Genomic DNA, 19049 nt, shown 5'->3' with positions numbered 1-19049 from the left:
GGAGCATTGTATCGACCACTCACCTCGGGTAGCCTGCTCAACCATTAAACAAATTCACACGTTTTCTTTGCGGATACCGACTTGTCGTTTAGTCAGACTTTGAACAGGATTTTAATGGACATCGCCTCAACATTTGAATGCCACCGTCGCGCATGAAACACCTCCCCTACTCTCGTAAGTCAACGCACTTCGAAAGCCTAATTTCTATCTGGTTGCCGCCACTCAGCAACCTGAATTTTCAGCTGCGCTTCCCTAAATCTGTTTCAGATTTTCTTTCTATAGCTTTAAAAGCGCAGCCTCAAAACACGACATCGCCCTCAGTGATTTCAAGTGGAGACTCATAATGAGCCAACCCGAAAAAAATACACCGGAATCAGTCGACGACACTCGACTTAATAAACGTCTTAAAGACATGCCTATTGCTATCGTTGGAATGGCAAGCATGTTTGCGAACTCTCGTTACTTAAACAAGTTCTGGGATTTGATCAGCGAAAAGATCGATGCAATTACCGAAGTGCCTGATACGCACTGGCGTCCAGAAGATTACTACGATTCAGATCGTACGACGCCAGACAAGTCTTACTGTAAGCGCGGTGGTTTCATCCCAGAAGTTGACTTCAACCCTATGGAGTTCGGTCTTCCGCCAAATATCCTTGAACTGACTGATACGTCACAGCTGCTTTCTCTGATCGTGGCAAAAGAAGTACTTGAAGATGCGAAACTTCCTGAAGGTTACGATCGCGATAAGATCGGTATTACGCTCGGTGTGGGTGGTGGTCAGAAGATCGCTCAAAGCCTAAATGCTCGTCTTCAATACCCGGTTTTGAAAAAAGTCTTCAAGAGCAGTGGCATCAACGACGAAGACAGCGAAATGCTGATCAAAAAGTTCCAAGACCAATACATCCATTGGGAAGAGAACTCGTTCCCTGGTTCATTGGGTAACGTTATTTCAGGTCGTATTGCTAACCGCTTTGACCTTGGTGGCATTAACTGTGTAGTAGATGCTGCGTGTGCAGGTTCTCTAGCCGCAATGCGCATGGCGCTGAGTGAGCTGGTTGAAGGCCGCAGTGAAATGATGATCACTGGTGGTGTGTGTACTGATAACTCACCAACCATGTACATGAGCTTCTCGAAAACACCTGCATTCACCACTAATGAAACCATTCAACCTTTCGACATCGACTCCAAAGGCATGATGATTGGTGAAGGCATCGGCATGGTTGCTCTTAAGCGCTTAGAAGATGCTGAGCGCGACGGCGACAGAATCTACTCTGTGATTAAAGGTGTCGGTTCTTCTTCGGACGGTAAGTTCAAGAGTATCTACGCGCCTCGGCCTGAAGGACAAGCAAAAGCACTAAAACGCGCTTACGATGATGCTGGTTTCGCACCGTACACGCTTGGCCTTTTAGAAGCGCACGGCACAGGTACCGCAGCAGGTGATGTGGCTGAATTTGGTGGCTTAAACTCGGTATTCAGTGAGAACAACGAAGAGAAGCAACACATTGCGTTAGGCTCTGTGAAATCTCAAATTGGTCACACCAAATCAACCGCAGGTACTGCTGGTTTAATCAAAGCTGCATTAGCATTGCACCATAAAGTACTTCCGCCAACGATCAACGTATCGGCTCCAAATCCTAAATTGGATATCGAGAACTCACCATTCTACCTAAACACACAAACGCGCCCTTGGATGCAACGTGTCGACGGCACACCGCGCCGTGCAGGTATCAGCTCATTCGGTTTTGGTGGCACTAACTTCCACGTTGTATTAGAAGAGTACACGCCAGAGCACGCTCGCGGTGACAAATACCGTCAGCGCCAAGTACCGCAAACTCTGTTGTTCAGCGCAGAATCTCGCCAAGCACTGATCGACGAGCTAAAACAGGTTTCAACTCAAGCTGCCGATGCTGCGTTCAAACTGGAAGCACTTGCTGAGCAACACTCTCTACGTGAAGTAAACGCTCAGCATGCTCGTCTTGGTTTAGTCGTGACTGACCAAGCAGACCTTCAAGCGCAACTGACTCAAGCGATTTCTATGCTTGAGAGCCAAACCAAAACACATTGGCAGATGCCGAACGGTACTAGCTACCGTGAGTCAGCACTGATTGCTGAAAACGGTGCAGGTAAAGTTGCGGCACTATTTGCAGGTCAAGGTTCGCAATACCTCAACATGGGTCGCGAGCTTGCTTGTCATTACCCAGAAATGCGCCAACAGCTTGCTCAAGCGGATCAAGTATTTGGTCAGCACAAGAAAACGGCTCTGTCGCAAATTCTGTTCCCAATTCCAACCTTCACACCAGAAGCAACCAAAGCTCAAGAAGCTGTGTTAACCAACACGGCCAACGCGCAAAGTGCGATTGGTACTGTGTCTATGGGTCAGTTCGACATCATGACTCAAGCTGGCTTCAAAGCAGACATGGTGGCAGGCCACAGCTTTGGTGAACTAAGCGCACTATGTGCATCGGGTGTTATCTCGCAAGACGATTACTACCAGCTAGCTTTCGCTCGTGGCGATGCGATGGCAGCGACACCTGATCAAGGCGACAGCGGTACTATGTTTGCAGTCATCCTAGATGCAGACAAACTTCCAGCCGTTGAAAGCTGCATCAGCCAATTTGAAGGCGTGAGTATTGCTAACTACAACGCTCCGACTCAACTGGTTATTGCAGGTCCAACTGCGACGGTTCAACAAGCAGCACAAGCGCTAACTGAACAAGGCTTCAAAGCGATTGCTCTGCCAGTTTCTGGCGCTTTCCACACACCGCTTGTTGCTCACGCTCAAAAACCATTTGCTTCTGCAATTAATAAAGCATCATTCAGCGCTCCAACACTGCCGCTTTACTCAAATGCGACGGGCAAGCTGTACAGCAAAGACGCTAAAGCGATTAAGAAAGCATTCAAACAGCACATGCTGCAATCGGTTCGTTTCAGCGAGCAAATTGAAGCGATGTATGAAGCAGGCGCGCGTGTATTCGTTGAGTTCGGTCCGAAAAACATTCTTCAAAAGCTGGTTGAGAAAACATTGGCTGATAAGAACGAAGAGCTTTACGCAATCAGTATCAACCCAAGCCCTAAAGGCGACAGTGACCAACAGCTTCGTTTAGCTGCAGTTCAACTATGCGTGGCAGGTGTTTCATTAGACAACATTGACCCTTACCAAGCTGACATTGCTGAACCTGCGAAGGCATCACCAATGAACATCAAGCTGAATGCAACCAACTACATCAGCCCTGCTACTCGTAAGAAAATGGATCAATCATTGGCTTCGGGCAACGTCACCGAAAAGACTGAGATTGTTGAAGTGAAAGTTGAAGTCGAGAAAATCGTGGAAAAAGAAGTGATTAAAACAGAAATCGTTGAAGTACCTGTGGCTGCTCCTCAAGCTTCAAATGTACAACAGTCAACTGCTCCAGCACCAAGAGCACAAGTAGCAACAGCTGCTCCACAATCACAAGTGGTTCAAACTGCCCCAGCAACTATTCAGCCAGCAGCTCAAGTAACCGTTGATGAATCTTCACTGCAATCGTTCTTCAATGCTCAACAACAAGCAGCAGAAGTACATCAGCAGTTCCTTGCGATTCCTCAGCAATACGGTGACACGTTCAACACCCTAATGTCTGAACAAGCGAAAATGGCAACAGCAGGCGTAGCAATTCCTGAAAACCTACAACGTTCTATGGAGATGTTCCACCAGCACCAAGCAGAGACGCTAAAAGCTCACGCTCATTACCTAGAGATGCAAGCGCACAGCAACAACTCAGCACTTAACATGCTGACGCAAGGTTCAGTCGAAACAGCACAACCAACCTTCGTTGCTTCTGTAAATGCTCAGCCAGCGATTCAAGCTACTCCAACAGCTATCGTTGAGCAGCCTGTAGCTCAAGTGCAAACTGCTCCTGTACAAGCGGCGCCAGTTCAAGCTGCACCGCTTCAAAAGACAGCAGCTCAGCAAGCTCCTGTACAGAAAGCCGTTCCTACACCACAAGTAGCGGCTCAAGCGGCAGCGCCTGTTGCAGCTCAACCTGCGCCAGTTATAGCGCAACCGGCTCCTGTGGCTGCACCAGTGGCAGTACAATCAGCCGATGCTGAAAAAGTGATGCTAGAAGTGGTCGCTGAGAAAACGGGTTACCCAACGGAAATGCTTGATCTAGAAATGGACATGGAAGCAGACCTTGGTATCGACTCAATCAAGCGCGTAGAGATCCTTGGTACCGTTCAAGACGAAATGCCGAACCTACCAGAGCTGAACCCTGAAGATTTAGCTGAATGTCGCACTCTTGGCGAAATTGTTGCTTACATGAACAGCAAGCTCCCAACTTCTGCACCAGTTGCAGCACAAACGGAAGTAGTTGCTCCAGCAGCAGCTAACAATGGACTAGATGCAGCTGTTGTTCAGAAGACGATGTTAGAGGTGGTAGCAGAGAAGACGGGCTACCCGACTGAAATGCTAGACCTAGCAATGGACATGGAAGCTGACCTTGGTATCGACTCAATCAAGCGTGTTGAAATTCTAGGTACAGTTCAAGACGAGCTACCGACTCTTCCAGAACTGAACCCTGAAGATCTCGCTGAGTGTCGTACTCTTGGCGAAATCGTAGACTATATGAACAGCAAGCTTCCAGCTTCTGCTCCAGTAGCAGCTCAAGCATCTGCACCAGCGCAAGCAGTATCAAACGGTTTAAGCGCAGAACAAGTTCAAAGCACAATGTTGAGCGTAGTAGCTGATAAAACGGGCTACCCAACAGAAATGCTCGACCTAGCAATGGACATGGAAGCTGACCTTGGCATCGACTCAATCAAACGTGTTGAGATCCTTGGTACGGTTCAAGACCAGCTACCAACATTGCCAGAGCTGAACCCTGAAGACCTAGCTGAGTGTCGTACTCTGGGTGAAATCGTTGACTACATGAACAGCAAGTTAGCTCCTAACGCAGCAACTGCGACAGTAGCAGCTACAGCCGCCGCAGAAAGCACGAGCAACGACCTAAACCCTGCGCATGTTCAATCCACAATGATGGAAGTGGTTGCCGACAAAACAGGCTACCCAGCAGAAATGCTCGACCTAGCGATGGATATGGAAGCAGACCTTGGCATCGACTCAATCAAACGCGTTGAGATCCTGGGTACTGTTCAAGACCAGCTACCAACGCTGCCAGAACTAAACCCTGAAGACTTAGCTGAGTGTCGTACGCTTGGTGAAATCGTTACCTACATGCAAAGCAAGCTATCTGCTGCACCCGTAGCGACTCCAAAAGCAGATTCAGTAACGCCAATCGCAGAAACAGCGACAGCGGAACTTCCTCCACACAATGAGGTAGCGCTAAAAAAGCTACCAGCGGCAGATAAACTCGTCGATTGTTTCTCAAAAGACGCTTGTGTCGTGATCACAGATGATGGTCACAACGCCGGTGTTCTAGCAGAAAAGTTGACCGCTAACGGCATTCAAGTTGCTGTAGTGCGTAGTGCTCTTTCTGCCGCGTCACCTTTAAACAGTGAAATCGCAAGCTACACACTCAACAGCGTCGATGATGCTGGTGTGACTGCAGTTATTAACGACATCGAAGCAGACCTTAAAACGTCGAACAAAGTGATTGCGGGCTTCATTCACCTACAAGCTATCGTTGATGCTAAACAAAGCAACGAGCAAGCGGTTAACTTGAATGCAGACTCAAGAGCTTCACTGACGACAGCGTTCTTATTCGCCAAGCACCTAAATGGCCAACTGAATGCCGTTTCTGGTCGTAGCGTGTTCTTCACACTAAGCCGTATCGATGGTGGCTTTGGTTACCTAGATACTAAGCAATTAGCGAATGCAGAACTTAACCAAGCGGCTCTATCTGGTCTAACTAAGACACTGAGCCATGAATGGTCAAACGTGTTCTGCCGTGCATTGGATGCTGACGCTTCTATTGATGCTCGTCACCTAGCTGAAGCTATCATAGGCGAACTGTTCGATATCGATACCAACACCGTTGAAATCGGCCTTAGCCATGCGGAAAACGGTGAATCTGGTCGTGCAACATTGATTGCTGCAACACCAGGTGCTGCACAAACTAAAAACACAGGCGCTCAACTCACCAAGAGCGATAAAGTTCTGGTAACTGGTGGCGCTAAAGGCGTGACGTTTGAATGTGCACTGACGCTTGCTAAGCAATGTAAATCTCATTTCATTCTTGCAGGTCGTAGTAAGCATATTACTTCAGCTGAGCTACCTCAGTGGGCACAGGGCAAGCAAGAGAAAGAGCTAAAACCAGCGGCTATCGCTCACCTACAAGCAACAGGTGACAAACCAACACCGAAAAAAGTTGATGCCTTGCTAAAACCGGTATTGAGCAGCCTTGAAATCAACGCAGCACTTGCCGCTTTCAACGAGATTGGCGCGAGCGCTGAATACCTAAGCCTAGATGTATCGAACCATGAGTCTGTAGCGAAAACACTGGCGAATTTCGACGGCATCACGGGGCTAATCCACGGCGCAGGTGTATTGGCTGACAAACACATTCAAGACAAAACGCTTGATGAACTGAACATGGTTTACGGCACCAAAGTGGGTGGACTAGAAGCGGTTCTTGGTGGTCTTGATAGCGGCAAGTTAAAACTGATTGCGATGTTCTCTTCGGCGGCGGGTTTCTATGGAAACACAGGCCAAAGCGATTACTCGATGTCTAACGAGATCCTAAACAAAGCGGCTCTACAACTGTCTGCGCGTAACCCTCAAGCGAAAGTAATGAGCTTCAACTGGGGACCGTGGGACGGCGGCATGGTAAACGCAGCACTGAAACGTATGTTTACAGAGCGTGGTGTGTACGTAATTCCTCTTCAGGCAGGTGCAGAACTGTTTAGCTCTCAACTACTGAACGAAACTGGCATTCAACTGCTGGTTGGTACGAGCATGCAAGGTTCTGACAACAAGGAAGCTGCTGTAAAAAAGCTTAATGCGGAGTCTGTGCATCTTGCAGAGAGTCCGCTGAATACAAGCATCACTGTGACACGTCATCTTGATCCTAAGGCATTGCCTTTCATTCAAGATCACTGCATTGCCGGTAACCCAGTGTTACCGACAGTGTGTGCCATCCAATGGATGCGTGAAGTGGCTGAGCAACTGTTAGGGGTGAACGTTAGCGTTCACAACTACAAACTGCTTAAGGGTGTGATTTTTGATACTGATGAAGTGCAAGAGCTGAAGCTGGTTCTTTCCTCTGATGCTAAATCAAAAGTTCAGCTAAAAGCGGTGATCAGTTGCCAAGGGCGACCACAGTATCAAGCTCAGTTGCAAGTTGCCTCTGTGCAAGTGTCTGAAGATGTTCAACAAGCGTCGACAAAACGCTTTGAAGCTAACTCTTCAACACCAGTAACAACGGCGCAAGCTCTATACAGTGATGGCACTCTGTTTCACGGACCAAGATTGCAAGGTATTACTTCAGTCGAGCGCTTTGACGACTTAGGCTTATTGGCTCAATGCCAGTTGCCTCAGATTGAAAACAGCGACTGCGGATCATTTATTCCGAAGCAAAGTTTTGGTGATAGCCAGCCATTTGCAGAAGATTATCTGTTGCAAGCCATGTTGGTATGGGCTCGATTGAAATACGGCGCGGCAAGCCTACCGTCTGCAATTGGTGAGTTTATTTGTTACGCACCAATGCACAATGGTGACAAAGGTTGGCTAGAACTGAACGTGATAAAAAGCACGGCTCGTTCGCTGCAAGCTGATATCTCGCTTTACCACCAAGATGGTCGTTTAAGCGCAGTAATGAAAGGTGCCAAAGTCACCATCAGCAAGAGCTTAAACGACGCATTTTTGCCGAAGTCTAGCTCAGCAGTATCAAAGAAAGAGGCGACTAAGAACCCAGAAAAGGAGCAATTGTCATAGTGACTGTTCCTACTAATAAAGCGATGCCATTGCGCATCGCTCTTTTAGCTCAGCCAGCAAACGCGGCTGAGCTTTCTGCCGACTTATCACCTTCGCTTCCAGAGATTGTTACTGTTTTGGTTGATGGCAATTTTAATCAAGCACTTGCTCACGCCATCGAGACAGTCAATCAAGGTAATGTTGTTAAACTTTGTTTGGATTCTCACTCACCATCATTGTTGATGTTGAGTGCGTTGAGGGCTGCTCAAAACAAGATTCATCCACACGCTTATCTAGCGGGTTTTGTAGATACAGCTACCGGAGATAGCATTCAGCTTGCTCTGGATATTGCGCGCCGCCCCGCTACAGATTTAAGTCATCAACAGCAACACTCTGACTTATCGGCTTCGCAACAGTTTGGTCAATTGCTGAATATGGTGAATGCAATATCGAGCCGTTCATTGCCGAGTCATTCATTGCCGAGCCATTACTGGTTCACTGAGCCGAACAAAGCACGTGTTGCTGCGTTAACTTTCAGTGACGATAGCCAAAAAGCCACCAGCCTGATATTGACTCAAGCGACCGGTTTGCAAGAACCGAAACCATTGCTATCGAGCGAGCGTTTGATGTTTGTAGTTTCTGGCAACGAACAAGCCGAATTGGTTTCTCTGTTAGCCTCGTTAAGAGAAGAGCTTAAATGCGTTAACGAATCGGCAGACCGTGAACTTGCTATCGCCACCATGATGCATTCAAATCTAAGTCACTTCCAAAGCATTCAACACAATGCTGACCGCGGTGCGAATATCGTGATTCAAGGTGCTTCAATTGATGCTGCACTACAAGAGATCACAGCGCTAGAAAATGCGTTGCCAAAAGTAATGGCTGACAATAGCCAATACAAAACGCCAGCGGGCAGTTGTTTCTCACCTATGCCTCAAAGTAAAGGTGGTGTTGCATTTGTTTACCCTGGTGTTGGCACGGTTTATCCCGGTATGTTGCGCGAATTTCACCACCATTTCCCACAGTTATTTGCTCGTTTAGAGCGCGAAGGTAACTTGAAAGAGATGCTGCAGGCTGAAAAAACCTACGCTGAAAAGGCGCAAGAAATGTCACTCAGTGAATTGGCCATTGCAGGTGTGGGCAGTAGTTATCTGTTAACACAACTGCTGTGTGATGAATTCAAAGTGCAGCCAGATTTCGCCTTAGGCTACTCCAAAGGTGAAGCTTCCATGTGGGCGAGCTTAAATGTTTGGAAGAACCCACATGCGCTGATTGAGATGACTCAAACTAGCCCTATTTTCACGACGGCTATTTCTGGTGAACTCACCGCAGTTCGTCAAGATTGGCAGCTGAACGGCGACGAAAGTATCCAATGGAACAGCTTTGTGGTTCGCAGTGATGCGCAAGCGATTGAGGCTCTTTTACCAGAATTCCCACGCGCTTATCTCGCTATCATCCAAGGTGATACTTGCGTGCTAGCAGGTTGTGAAAGCACCTGTCGTTCTCTGCTCAAGAAACTGGGTAAACGTGGTATTGCCGCGAACCGTGTTACTGCAATGCACACCACGCCAGCATTGAGCCAACACAACCAAGTGCGAGAGTTTTACACGCAGCCACTGTTCGACGAGTTGCCAAAGCATATCCGCTTTATCAGCGCAGCAGGCTTACCGACTGGCGCCCCAATCAATATCGACAGCGATAGTATCGCCCTTTCGATTGCCGACACCTTCTGTTCAACGCTCGATTTCACCGCGTTGATCCAGAGTGCTCGTCAACAAGGTGCGCGCCTGTTTGTCGAAGTAGGTGCCGATCGTCAAACCAGTACATTGATCGACAAGATCAACCGCAGCGACAACGTAGCAGACCAGTACAGCTCAATCGCTTCCAATGCCAAGGGTGGTGATGATGTTGTCACGCTCATCAAGTGCATTGGTCAGCTCATTACTCATCAAATTCCACTGTCTGTCGAGCCACTTCTTCAAGGGCTAGAACAACAGATCACCACCGCTAAGCAATTAAGTGTTGTGTCTCATGGCAGCGCAGTGAATCATCAAGGAGAGCTAGTATGAGTTCTCAATATCAGGCTCAGAATAAGCAGCAAGTGAAGTGCAATAAGATCGCGATTGTCGGTATTGCCAACCAATACCCGGAAGCTGATACGCCAAAAGATTTTTGGCAAAACTTGCTGAACAAAAAAGATTCTCGAACCACATTAAGCGCTGAAAAGTTAGGTGCTAAGCCTGAAAGCTATCAGGGTGTGCAAGGTGAGTCAGACCGCTTTTACTGTGATAAAGGTGGCTACATCGAAAACTTCAATTTCGATGGCAATGGCTACCGCTTAACAGCCGAATCATTCAAAGGTGCTGACCAGAGTTTCCTATGGGCTTTGGATACCAGTCGTAAGGCTTTAGTCGACGCTGGCATTGATTTGAATGCCGATGTTTTAGAGCGCACAGGCGTGATCATGGGTGCCCTTTCGTTCCCAACCACACGCTCAAACGACCTGTTTCTGCCGATGTATCACTCGGTGGTCGAGAAAGCACTTAAAGATAAATTGAATAATGACCAGTTTTCACTGCTACCAACCAATGAAACTGCTCAAGACCTCAACCCGATCAACGGTGCAGCAGCACACAACGCCTCTAAGTTAGTGGCTGATGCGCTAGGTTTAGGCAACGTACAACTTAGCCTAGATGCGGCATGTGCAAGCTCAGTGTATTCATTGAAGTTAGCGTGTGATTACTTGAACACGGGCAAAGCCGACATGATGTTGGCAGGCGCGGTATCCGGTGCTGACCCATTCTTTATCAACATGGGTTTTTCCATCTTCCACGCTTACCCAGACCACGGTGTTTCGGTTCCGTTTGATAGCAACAGTAAAGGTCTGTTTGCTGGCGAAGGTGCCGGTGTTTTAGTGCTAAAACGCTTAGCTGATGCAGAGCGTGATGGCGACAACATCTACGCAGTCGTCAGCGGTATTGGCTTGTCGAACGATGGCCGTGGCCAGTTCGTATTAAGTCCAAATAGCAAGGGACAAGTCCAAGCCTTTGAACGCGCTTACGAGGCTTCAAAGCTATCACCAGACAGCATTGAAGTGATTGAGTGTCACGCAACCGGCACACCATTAGGTGACAAGGTTGAGTTAACCTCAATGGAGCGTTTCTTTGCTGGCAAATTGAATGGCTCTAACCCGCCATTGATTGGCTCTGCGAAGTCAAACCTCGGTCACCTGCTGACGGCAGCAGGTATGCCAGGGATCATGAAGATGATCTTCGCGATGAAAGAAGGCGTGCTTCCACCAAGTATTAATTTGGACAAGCCGCTATCGTCGCCAGAAGGTTTATTTGGTTCACAGACGCTACCAACACAAGTGCAACCTTGGCCAAGTAAAGCGGGCAACCAAGAGCGCTGTGCGGGTGTTTCTGTATTTGGTTTCGGTGGTTGTAATGCTCACTTACTGCTTGAAGCGTATTCAGGTACGGGTCATGCAAACCAGACTCAAGAGTCAGCATCTCCAAGCCTACAATCGCCTAATTTAAGCATTACTGGTCTCGCGTCTCACTTCGGTTCTCTGCAAAGCATCAATGCACTAAGCACTGCGATTGAGACTAACAGCGATGCTTTCATTGCCTTGCCGAAGAAACGCTGGAAAGGCTTAGACCAACATCCAGAACTGCTGAATCAGTTTGGTTTACACGGCATTCCAAATGGCGCGTACATCGATCAATTCGACCTCGATTTCCTACGCTTCAAAGTACCGCCTAATGAAGATGACCGTTTGATCTCTCAGCAGTTGCTACTGATGAAAGTTGCAGACGAAGCCATCAAAGATGCCAAGCTCGTGGCAGGTCAAAAGGTTGCGGTTTTAGTGGCAATGGAAACAGAACTTGAAATGCACCAATTCCGTGGACGCGTAAACCTGCATAGCCAATTGGCTGACAGCTTTACCAACATGGGGATTGAGCTGACACAAGACGAATACCAAGCGCTAGAAACCATTGCGATGGACAGTGTGATGGACGCAGCCAAGCTGAACCAGTACACCAGTTTCATCGGTAATATCATGGCTTCGCGCATCTCTTCATTGTGGGACTTTAACGGCCCTGCCTTTACGATTTCAGCCGCTGAACAGTCGGTTGCTCGTTGTATCGATGTCGCACAAAACCTAATGTCGCAAGAATCCATGGATGCAGTCGTGATTGCAGCCGTTGACCTTAGCGGCAGCGCAGAACATGTGATTCTGAAGAACAGCGTGAGCCCAGTGTCACTTGATCCTAAATTCGGACAACCGCAAGACGGCAGTTGGAATGTCGGTGAAGGCGCTGGTGCAATCGTTCTTGTTGAAGAGAGTCGAGCCACCGGAAACCAAGATACGGCTTACGGCAGCATCAATGCATTGGCCTTTGGTTCAAGCGAGCGTAGCAACGCCGTTGCTGATGAGTTACTGACTCAAGCAGGCATCGGCTCGAACGATGTATCTCTGCTTGAGCTTAACCATGCACCAGAGTCTTCATCACACGAGCTTGTATCTCTCAATCTAGGTGTAACCAAGACCACTCAAGCAAGTCTACGTGTGGGTCACTGCTCTGCAGCTTCTGGCATGGCAAGTCTGCTACACGGCCTGCTCAACCTAAACCTTGAGTCTCTGAATCCAAACATCAGCTCTAAGAGCGCGATTGTTGCCAACATCAGCGAAGGACAATGTTCACAGCTGCTACTAAGCCAGTCGAGTGTTGAATCTCAGTCACTTTCCGTTCGTTTAAGCAATGAACTAGCGAGCGATGCTAAACGTCAATTGGTTAAGCAAGTGACATTAGGTGGTCGCGATATCTATCAACATATTGCTCAAACCCCAGTGGCCAACTTGGCAACGATTCAACAGAAAGCTTCTGGTAAACAAGCAGCAAGAGTGGCGTCGATTCCAACGACAGCAAGCATTCAAGCAGCCCTTGCGCAAAAAGAGTTAGAGAAGAAAACATTAGCGCAGAACGCGGTAGAGCCAGTAATCGAAACTCCTACATCAGTATCCCCTACTCTGGCGCCAACTCGCCACAGTCAGCTAACAGGTAACCACAGCAATATGACTCATGTCCTATCCGCTAAAAATGGCGCGTCTCAAATCGACGCTAAGACGGATGCAGCATTACAACCGTCTGTAACACCACATAACCAAGCTTTTGCTCAAAACCAGCAAGCGGCCCAGCAAGTTCACAAAGCATTCCTGCACACTCGTGCCCAAGGCATGCAGATGGCTGATGCGCTATTAAAGGCACAGTTAAACGCAATTACGTCTGGTTTAGATAGCAATGCCCTGATTCAACAAACGAGTGGTCAACAAATAACTGGTCAACAAACGTCAACTCAGCCTGTACAAGCTCAATCGACTCAGGTTCAGTCAATGCCAGTAAACGCACTTACGACGCCAGCACCAGTAAAACCTATCCGTAAGCCATGTATCTGGGATTACGATGATCTGGTTGAATACGCGGAAGGTGATATTGCGAATGTATTTGGCCCTGATTACGCGATCATCGATAGCTACTCGCGCCGCGTTCGCTTACCAACCACCGACTACCTATTGGTATCTCGTGTGACCAAGCTCAACGCGACAGTAAACGAGTACAAGCCAAGCACCATGACCACTGAATACGACATCCCTGTTGATGCGCCGTATCTTGTTGATGGTCAGATCCCTTGGGCTGTCGCGGTTGAATCTGGTCAATGTGACCTAATGCTGATCAGCTACTTAGGCATTGATTTTGAAAACAAAGGCGAGCGCGTTTATCGCTTGCTTGATTGCACGCTGACCTTCCTTGGCGACTTGCCTCGTGGTGGCGACACACTGCGTTACGACATCTCAATCAACAGCTTTGCTCGCAATGGCGACACGCTACTGTTCTTCTTCTCGTACGAATGTTTCGTTGGCGACAAGATGATCCTGAAAATGGATAACGGTTGTGCAGGTTTCTTCACTGATGAAGAGCTAGCAGATGGCAAAGGTGTGATTCACACTGAAGATGAAATCAAGGCTCGTAAGCTTGCAACTAAGCAACGCTTCGACCCTATGCTGCACTGCCCTAAAACGCAGTTTAACCACCAAGAACTGCGCCACCTACTGACTGCAAACATTGCCGAGTGTTTTGGCCCAACTCACCAATCTGATCGCCATCAGCCTTCTTTATGCTTCAGCTCTGAGAAGTTCATGATGATCGAAAAGGTCAGCCGTGTTGAACCGCAAGGCGGCACATGGGGACTTGGTCTGATTGAAGGTCACAAGCAGCTAGAGCCTGAGCACTGGTACTTCCCTTGTCACTTCAAAGATGACTCAGTAATGGCTGGCTCTTTGATGGCAGAAGGTTGTGGTCAACTGCTGCAATTCTTCATGATGCACCTTGGCATGCACACGCTTGTTCAAAATGGTCGTTTCCAGCCTCTTGAAAATGCGCCTCAGCAAGTACGCTGTCGTGGTCAAGTTCTACCACAATCGGCAGAACTTACTTACCGCATGGAAGTGACTGAGATTGATCTAAGCCCTCGCCCATACGCGAAAGCCAACATCGATATCTTGCTCAACGGCAAAGTGATTGTTGATTTCCAAAACTTGGGTGTGATGATCAAAGAAGACGACGAATGTACTCGTTACCTACCTTCTTTAGAAACAGCTGTCGCGACCCCTGTTATCGAAAACTTGGGTCATACACCAGCAGTGAACCAACAAGCTTCAGCAAATGCACCACTCATGGCGCAAATTGAAGACCTAGAAACTGCGCCAAACAAAGGGGTAATTCCACTTCAACACGTTGAAGCGCCGGTGACTCCAGATTACCCGAACCGCACACCCGATACGGTTCCGTTCACGCCTTATCACATGTTCGAATTCGCGACTGGCGATATCGAGAAATGTTTTGGTCCTGATTTTTCTATCTATCGCGGGATGATTCCACCACGTACTCCATGTGGCGACCTACAGTTAACTACACGTGTGGTTGAAATCGACGGTAAGCGTGGCGACTTCAAGAAACCTTCATCATGTATCGCAGAATACGAAGTGCCAGAAAATGCATGGTACTTTGATGAAAACAGCCATCACACCTTGATGCCTTACTCGGTATTGATGGAGATTTCATTGCAGCCAAACGGCTTCATCTCTGGCTATATGGGCACCACATTGGGCTTCCCAGGTGAAGAGCTGTTTTTCCGTAACCTAGACGGCAGCGGCAAAATGCTGCGTAACGTCGACTTGCGTGGCAAAACGATTACCAACGATTCTCGTCTGCTTTCAACGGTAATGATGGGCACCAACATCGTACAGAGCTTCAGCTTCGAACTGAGCACCGACGGCGTGCCTTTCTACCAAGGTACCGCTGTATTTGGTTACTTCAAAGGCGCAGCACTGAAAGACCAACTTGGTTTGGACAACGGTAAAGTGACTCACCCTTGGCACGTTGATAACAACCGCACACCGGATGTAAACATCAACCTGCTAGACAAAACGACTCGTTACTTCAATGCACCTGTTTCTGCTACTGGTGAAGTGCAAGAGCACTACCAACTGGCTGGCGGTCGCTTGAACTTCATCGATACCGTGCAGATCACCAGCGATGGTGGTAAAGACGGCCTTGGTTACCTATACGCTGAGCGCACGATTGACCCAAGCGATTGGTTCTTCCAATTCCACTTCCATCAAGATCCGGTAATGCCAGGTTCTCTAGGTGTTGAAGCGATCATCGAACTGATGCAAACCTACGCGCTAAACAAAGATCTTGGCGCTGGCTTCCGCAATCCGAAGTTTGGTCAAATCCAATCTGAAGTGAAATGGAAATACCGTGGTCAGATTAACCCTCTGAACAAACAGATGTCTCTGGATGTACACATCACTGCGATTAAAGATGAAAACGGTAAACGCATCATCGTTGGTGACGCAAACCTGAGCAAAGATGGTCTGCGTATTTACGAAGTGAAAGACATCGCGATTTGTATCGAAGAAGCCCCTGCTATCGATAAAGCATAAGCCGCCATTAGAGACAGAGAATTAGGAAAGAATTTAGTATGACAACTCAAACTACAATCAATAACGAAAAGCTATCTCCGTGGCCTTGGCAGATCGAAGAGAACACAACGCGTTTCGATAACGCAGCAATGTCGACAATTTTGAAAGATTTAAGCCTTGCTTGTTACGTAGTAAACCACCCTGAAAAAGGCTTAGGCGTAAGCCAACAAGCTGAGATTGCATCGGGCGATTCAGCAAGCTCAGCGAACAGTCAGCCCGTTAGCGCTTTTGCTCCTGCTCTTGGTACACAAAGCCTAGGCGACGAAGATTTTCGTCGCTGCCACGGCGTGAAATACGCTTACTATGCTGGTGCAATGGCAAACGGCATTTCATCTGAAGAGTTGGTGATTGCGCTTGGTCAAGCTGGCATTCTTTGTTCATTTGGCGCGGCAGGCTTAATCCCGTCTCGCGTTGAGCAAGCGATTAACCGCATTCAGGCTGCACTACCAAACGGACCTTACGCGTTTAACCTGATTCACAGCCCAAGCGAACCCGCACTAGAGCGCGGCAGTGTAGAGCTGTTTTTAAAGCACAAAGTGAAAACAGTTGAGGCTTCTGCCTTCTTAGGTCTAACACCGCAAATCGTTCACTACCGTGCAGCAGGTCTTAGCCGCGATGCACAAGGTGAGATTCAGATCGGTAACAAGGTAATCGCCAAAGTAAGCCGTACTGAAGTTGCGAGCAAGTTCATGCAACCAGCTCCGGTGAAAATGCTGCAAGCCTTGGTAGATGAAGGCCGAATCACAGCAGAACAGATGGAACTGGCTCAGCTGGTTCCTATGGCTGATGACATTACTGCAGAGGCCGATTCTGGTGGTCACACTGATAATCGTCCGCTAGTAACCCTACTGCCAACGATTCTGGCACTGAAAGAGCAAATCCAAGCACAGTACCAATTCAAAACACCGCTGCGTGTTGGCTGTGGTGGTGGCGTAGGTACGCCTGACGCTGCTCTAGCAACGTTTAACATGGGCGCAGCTTACATTGTTACTGGTTCAATCAACCAAGCGTGTGTTGAGGCTGGCGCGAGCGAGCACACACGTAAGTTGCTTTCAACAACTGAAATGGCTGACGTGACTATGGCCCCGGCGGCAGACATGTTCGAAATGGGCGTGAAACTGCAAGTGGTTAAACGCGGCACTTTATTCCCAATGCGTGCGAACAAGCTGTACGAGATCTACACACGTTACGACTCGATTGAAGCGATTCCAGTTGAAGAGCGTCAAAAGCTCGAGAAGCAGGTATTCCGTTCAACATTGGATGATATTTGGGCTGGCACTGTGGCGCACTTTAACGAGCGCGATCCTAAACAGATCGAACGTGCTGAAGGTAACCCGAAACGTAAAATGGCGTTGATCTTCCGTTGGTACTTAGGACTTTCTAGCCGTTGGTCAAACACGGGTGAACAAGGTCGTGAAATGGATTACCAAGTATGGGCAGGCCCTGCACTTGGTGCATTCAACGCATGGGCAAAAGACAGCTACCTAGACGATTATCAACAGCGTAATGCGGTCGACCTTGCTAAGCATCTGATGCACGGTGCGGCGTACTTAGCGCGTGTTAACCTTCTGACTTCACAGGGCATCAAGCTTGACCCAGAACTCGCACGTTGGAAGCCGACGCAAAGAATGGCATAGGCATTTCAATACAGCGTTAATTAAGCTCAACGAATAAAAAAGCGACCTTATCGGGTCGCTTTTCTTTTGCTCATTCTTCTTAAACTAGCTAAAAGATTAAGACTTCTGCATACGCTTTTTCAATCGTGCTAAATCAATTGCGCTTGAACGAACTGTAAGTTTGATATGTTCGTAGTCGTACTCTTCTTTCACCACACTCATGTTTGAGCGAATCTCGCCGATGATGCCTTGTCCAGAATAAGGGATAGTGATCTCTTCTTCGATCATGCCTTCTTCTGCAACACCAACGATGTATTTGTGTAGCTTAGTGATATCCAGCGGATCACGAGTCGACGTTAGCATCGCATCTGGGAATTCTTCGATCAGCTCTAATTGCTGTTCTTCAGTCAATCTATCGCACTTATTCAGCACTAATAGTTTTTCGCTGCCTTCAACACCCACTTGCGCTAATACGTCGTGTACTACATCCAGCTGCGCGCGGAATGAAACATCAGAAGCATCAACTACATAAAGCAGCAATGAAGCATCATGTGCTTCTGCTAGCGTTGAGTGGAACGAAGCAACCAGATCGTGTGGCAATTTCTTGATGAAACCCACTGTATCCGAAACCAGAATACGCGGCTGAGTAATTGGTTGAAGCGCACGAACCGTGGTATCTAGCGTTGCGAACAGTTTATCTTCACCCACTACTTCGGTTGCGGTCATTGCACGCATCATCGAAGACTTACCGGCATTGGTGTAGCCAACTAAAGCAACAGTGAAAAGCTCCGCGCGTTTGGTACGTCGGTTCTTCATTTCATCTTGTACGCTTACTAGCTCACGTTTAAGCGCTGCGATTTGGTCACGTACTTTACGACGGTCAAGTTCTAGTGATGTTTCACCCGCACCTTGGCCCATTTGGCGTTCTTTGTCGCCCTCAGACACTTCACGAAGTCGTGGAACTAAGTAGTTTAGACGAGCGATTTCAACTTGCAGGCGAGCAGTACGAGTACGAGCGTGGCGACTGAAGATCTCAATGATGATGCCTGTACGGTCAAAAACTTCGACACCTAGGTGAGATTCGACATTACGCAGTTGAGACGGGCTCAAATCACAGTCGAATACCACAACATCAGCAGCGCCGTATTGAAAGTCGCCCGTTGGAAGATCATCAAAATCTAGCTCGTCGATTTCTGAATCAAACAGACCAGATTCATCAAGGAAGTCTTCATCTTCAGCTTCTTCAATCGAACCTTGGTAACCAGTTAGGTGTGCAATTTCCGCAAGCTTACCGGCACCCAACACGTTTTGTCGTTGAGTTGAACTGTGGTGCTGCGATTGAGTACCGACCACTTTAAACCCTAGGGTTGTTACTAAGCGAGCAAGTTCGGCAAGAGACTCTTTTGCTTCGTCACCTTTGAAGTCCGGTGTCGTAATAGAAATAAGTAAAGCGTTACTAGCTGAGGGTTTTGCTGTTAGTTTCATGTATTCTTCTGTTTATGCACCAAAGTGCAACCTAGTATTTGATCTAAAG

At 48.0% G+C, this 19049-nt stretch carries 6 protein-coding genes; 5 read left to right on the top strand and 1 reads right to left on the bottom strand.

Going from position 1 to position 19049, the window contains the following annotated elements; translation table 11 throughout:
- The first annotated feature begins 152 nt into the window (after nucleotides 1-152).
- Genes ATB74_RS24525 through pfaD form a run of 5 tightly spaced genes read left to right on the top strand, consistent with a single transcriptional unit; the run spans nucleotide 153 to nucleotide 17536 of the window.
- Complete coding sequence (locus ATB74_RS24525) at nucleotides 153-344, top strand: hypothetical protein (RefSeq protein WP_081090155.1); 192 nt, start codon at nucleotides 153-155, stop codon at nucleotides 342-344.
- Nucleotides 344-7870, top strand: a complete 7527-nt coding sequence (locus tag ATB74_RS20795; protein ID WP_061019599.1) for a type I polyketide synthase — start codon at nucleotides 344-346, stop codon at nucleotides 7868-7870. Before ATB74_RS24525 ends, ATB74_RS20795 begins: the two co-directional genes overlap by 1 nt.
- Complete coding sequence (locus ATB74_RS20790; protein WP_061019598.1) at nucleotides 7870-9918, top strand: PfaB family protein; 2049 nt, start codon at nucleotides 7870-7872, stop codon at nucleotides 9916-9918. Before ATB74_RS20795 ends, ATB74_RS20790 begins: the two co-directional genes overlap by 1 nt.
- Nucleotides 9915-15860: a beta-ketoacyl synthase N-terminal-like domain-containing protein gene (locus ATB74_RS20785; protein WP_061019597.1), complete on the top strand. Its 5946-nt coding sequence runs from the start codon at nucleotides 9915-9917 to the stop codon at nucleotides 15858-15860. Before ATB74_RS20790 ends, ATB74_RS20785 begins: the two co-directional genes overlap by 4 nt.
- A gap of 38 nt (nucleotides 15861-15898) precedes the next feature.
- A complete protein-coding gene (gene pfaD, locus ATB74_RS20780; RefSeq protein ID WP_050052725.1) occupies nucleotides 15899-17536 on the top strand; it encodes an eicosapentaenoate synthase subunit PfaD in 1638 nt (545 codons plus the stop codon).
- A gap of 96 nt (nucleotides 17537-17632) precedes the next feature.
- Here the strand turns inward: pfaD and hflX are convergent, their stop codons facing one another.
- Complete coding sequence (hflX, locus tag ATB74_RS20775) at nucleotides 17633-19000, bottom strand: GTPase HflX (RefSeq protein WP_061019596.1); 1368 nt, start codon at nucleotides 18998-19000, stop codon at nucleotides 17633-17635.
- Nucleotides 19001-19049: the final 49 nt, after the last annotated feature.

It is taken from the genome of Vibrio splendidus, from assembly GCF_001557875.1.
GTDB lineage: Bacteria > Pseudomonadota > Gammaproteobacteria > Enterobacterales > Vibrionaceae > Vibrio > Vibrio splendidus_F.
This window is presented reverse-complemented; position numbering and strand designations above follow the sequence as displayed.

Excerpts from the sequence above, each read along its gene's own strand:
- ATB74_RS20795 (WP_061019599.1), top strand. The coding sequence starts at position 344 with ATGAGCCAACCCGAAAAAAATACACCGGAATCAGTCGACGACACTCGA.
- pfaD (WP_050052725.1), top strand. The coding sequence starts at position 15,899 with ATGACAACTCAAACTACAATCAATAACGAAAAGCTATCTCCGTGGCCT.
- hflX (WP_061019596.1), bottom strand. The coding sequence starts at position 19,000 with ATGAAACTAACAGCAAAACCCTCAGCTAGTAACGCTTTACTTATTTCT.
- ATB74_RS20785 (WP_061019597.1), top strand. The coding sequence starts at position 9,915 with ATGAGTTCTCAATATCAGGCTCAGAATAAGCAGCAAGTGAAGTGCAAT.
- ATB74_RS24525 (WP_081090155.1), top strand. The coding sequence starts at position 153 with ATGAAACACCTCCCCTACTCTCGTAAGTCAACGCACTTCGAAAGCCTA.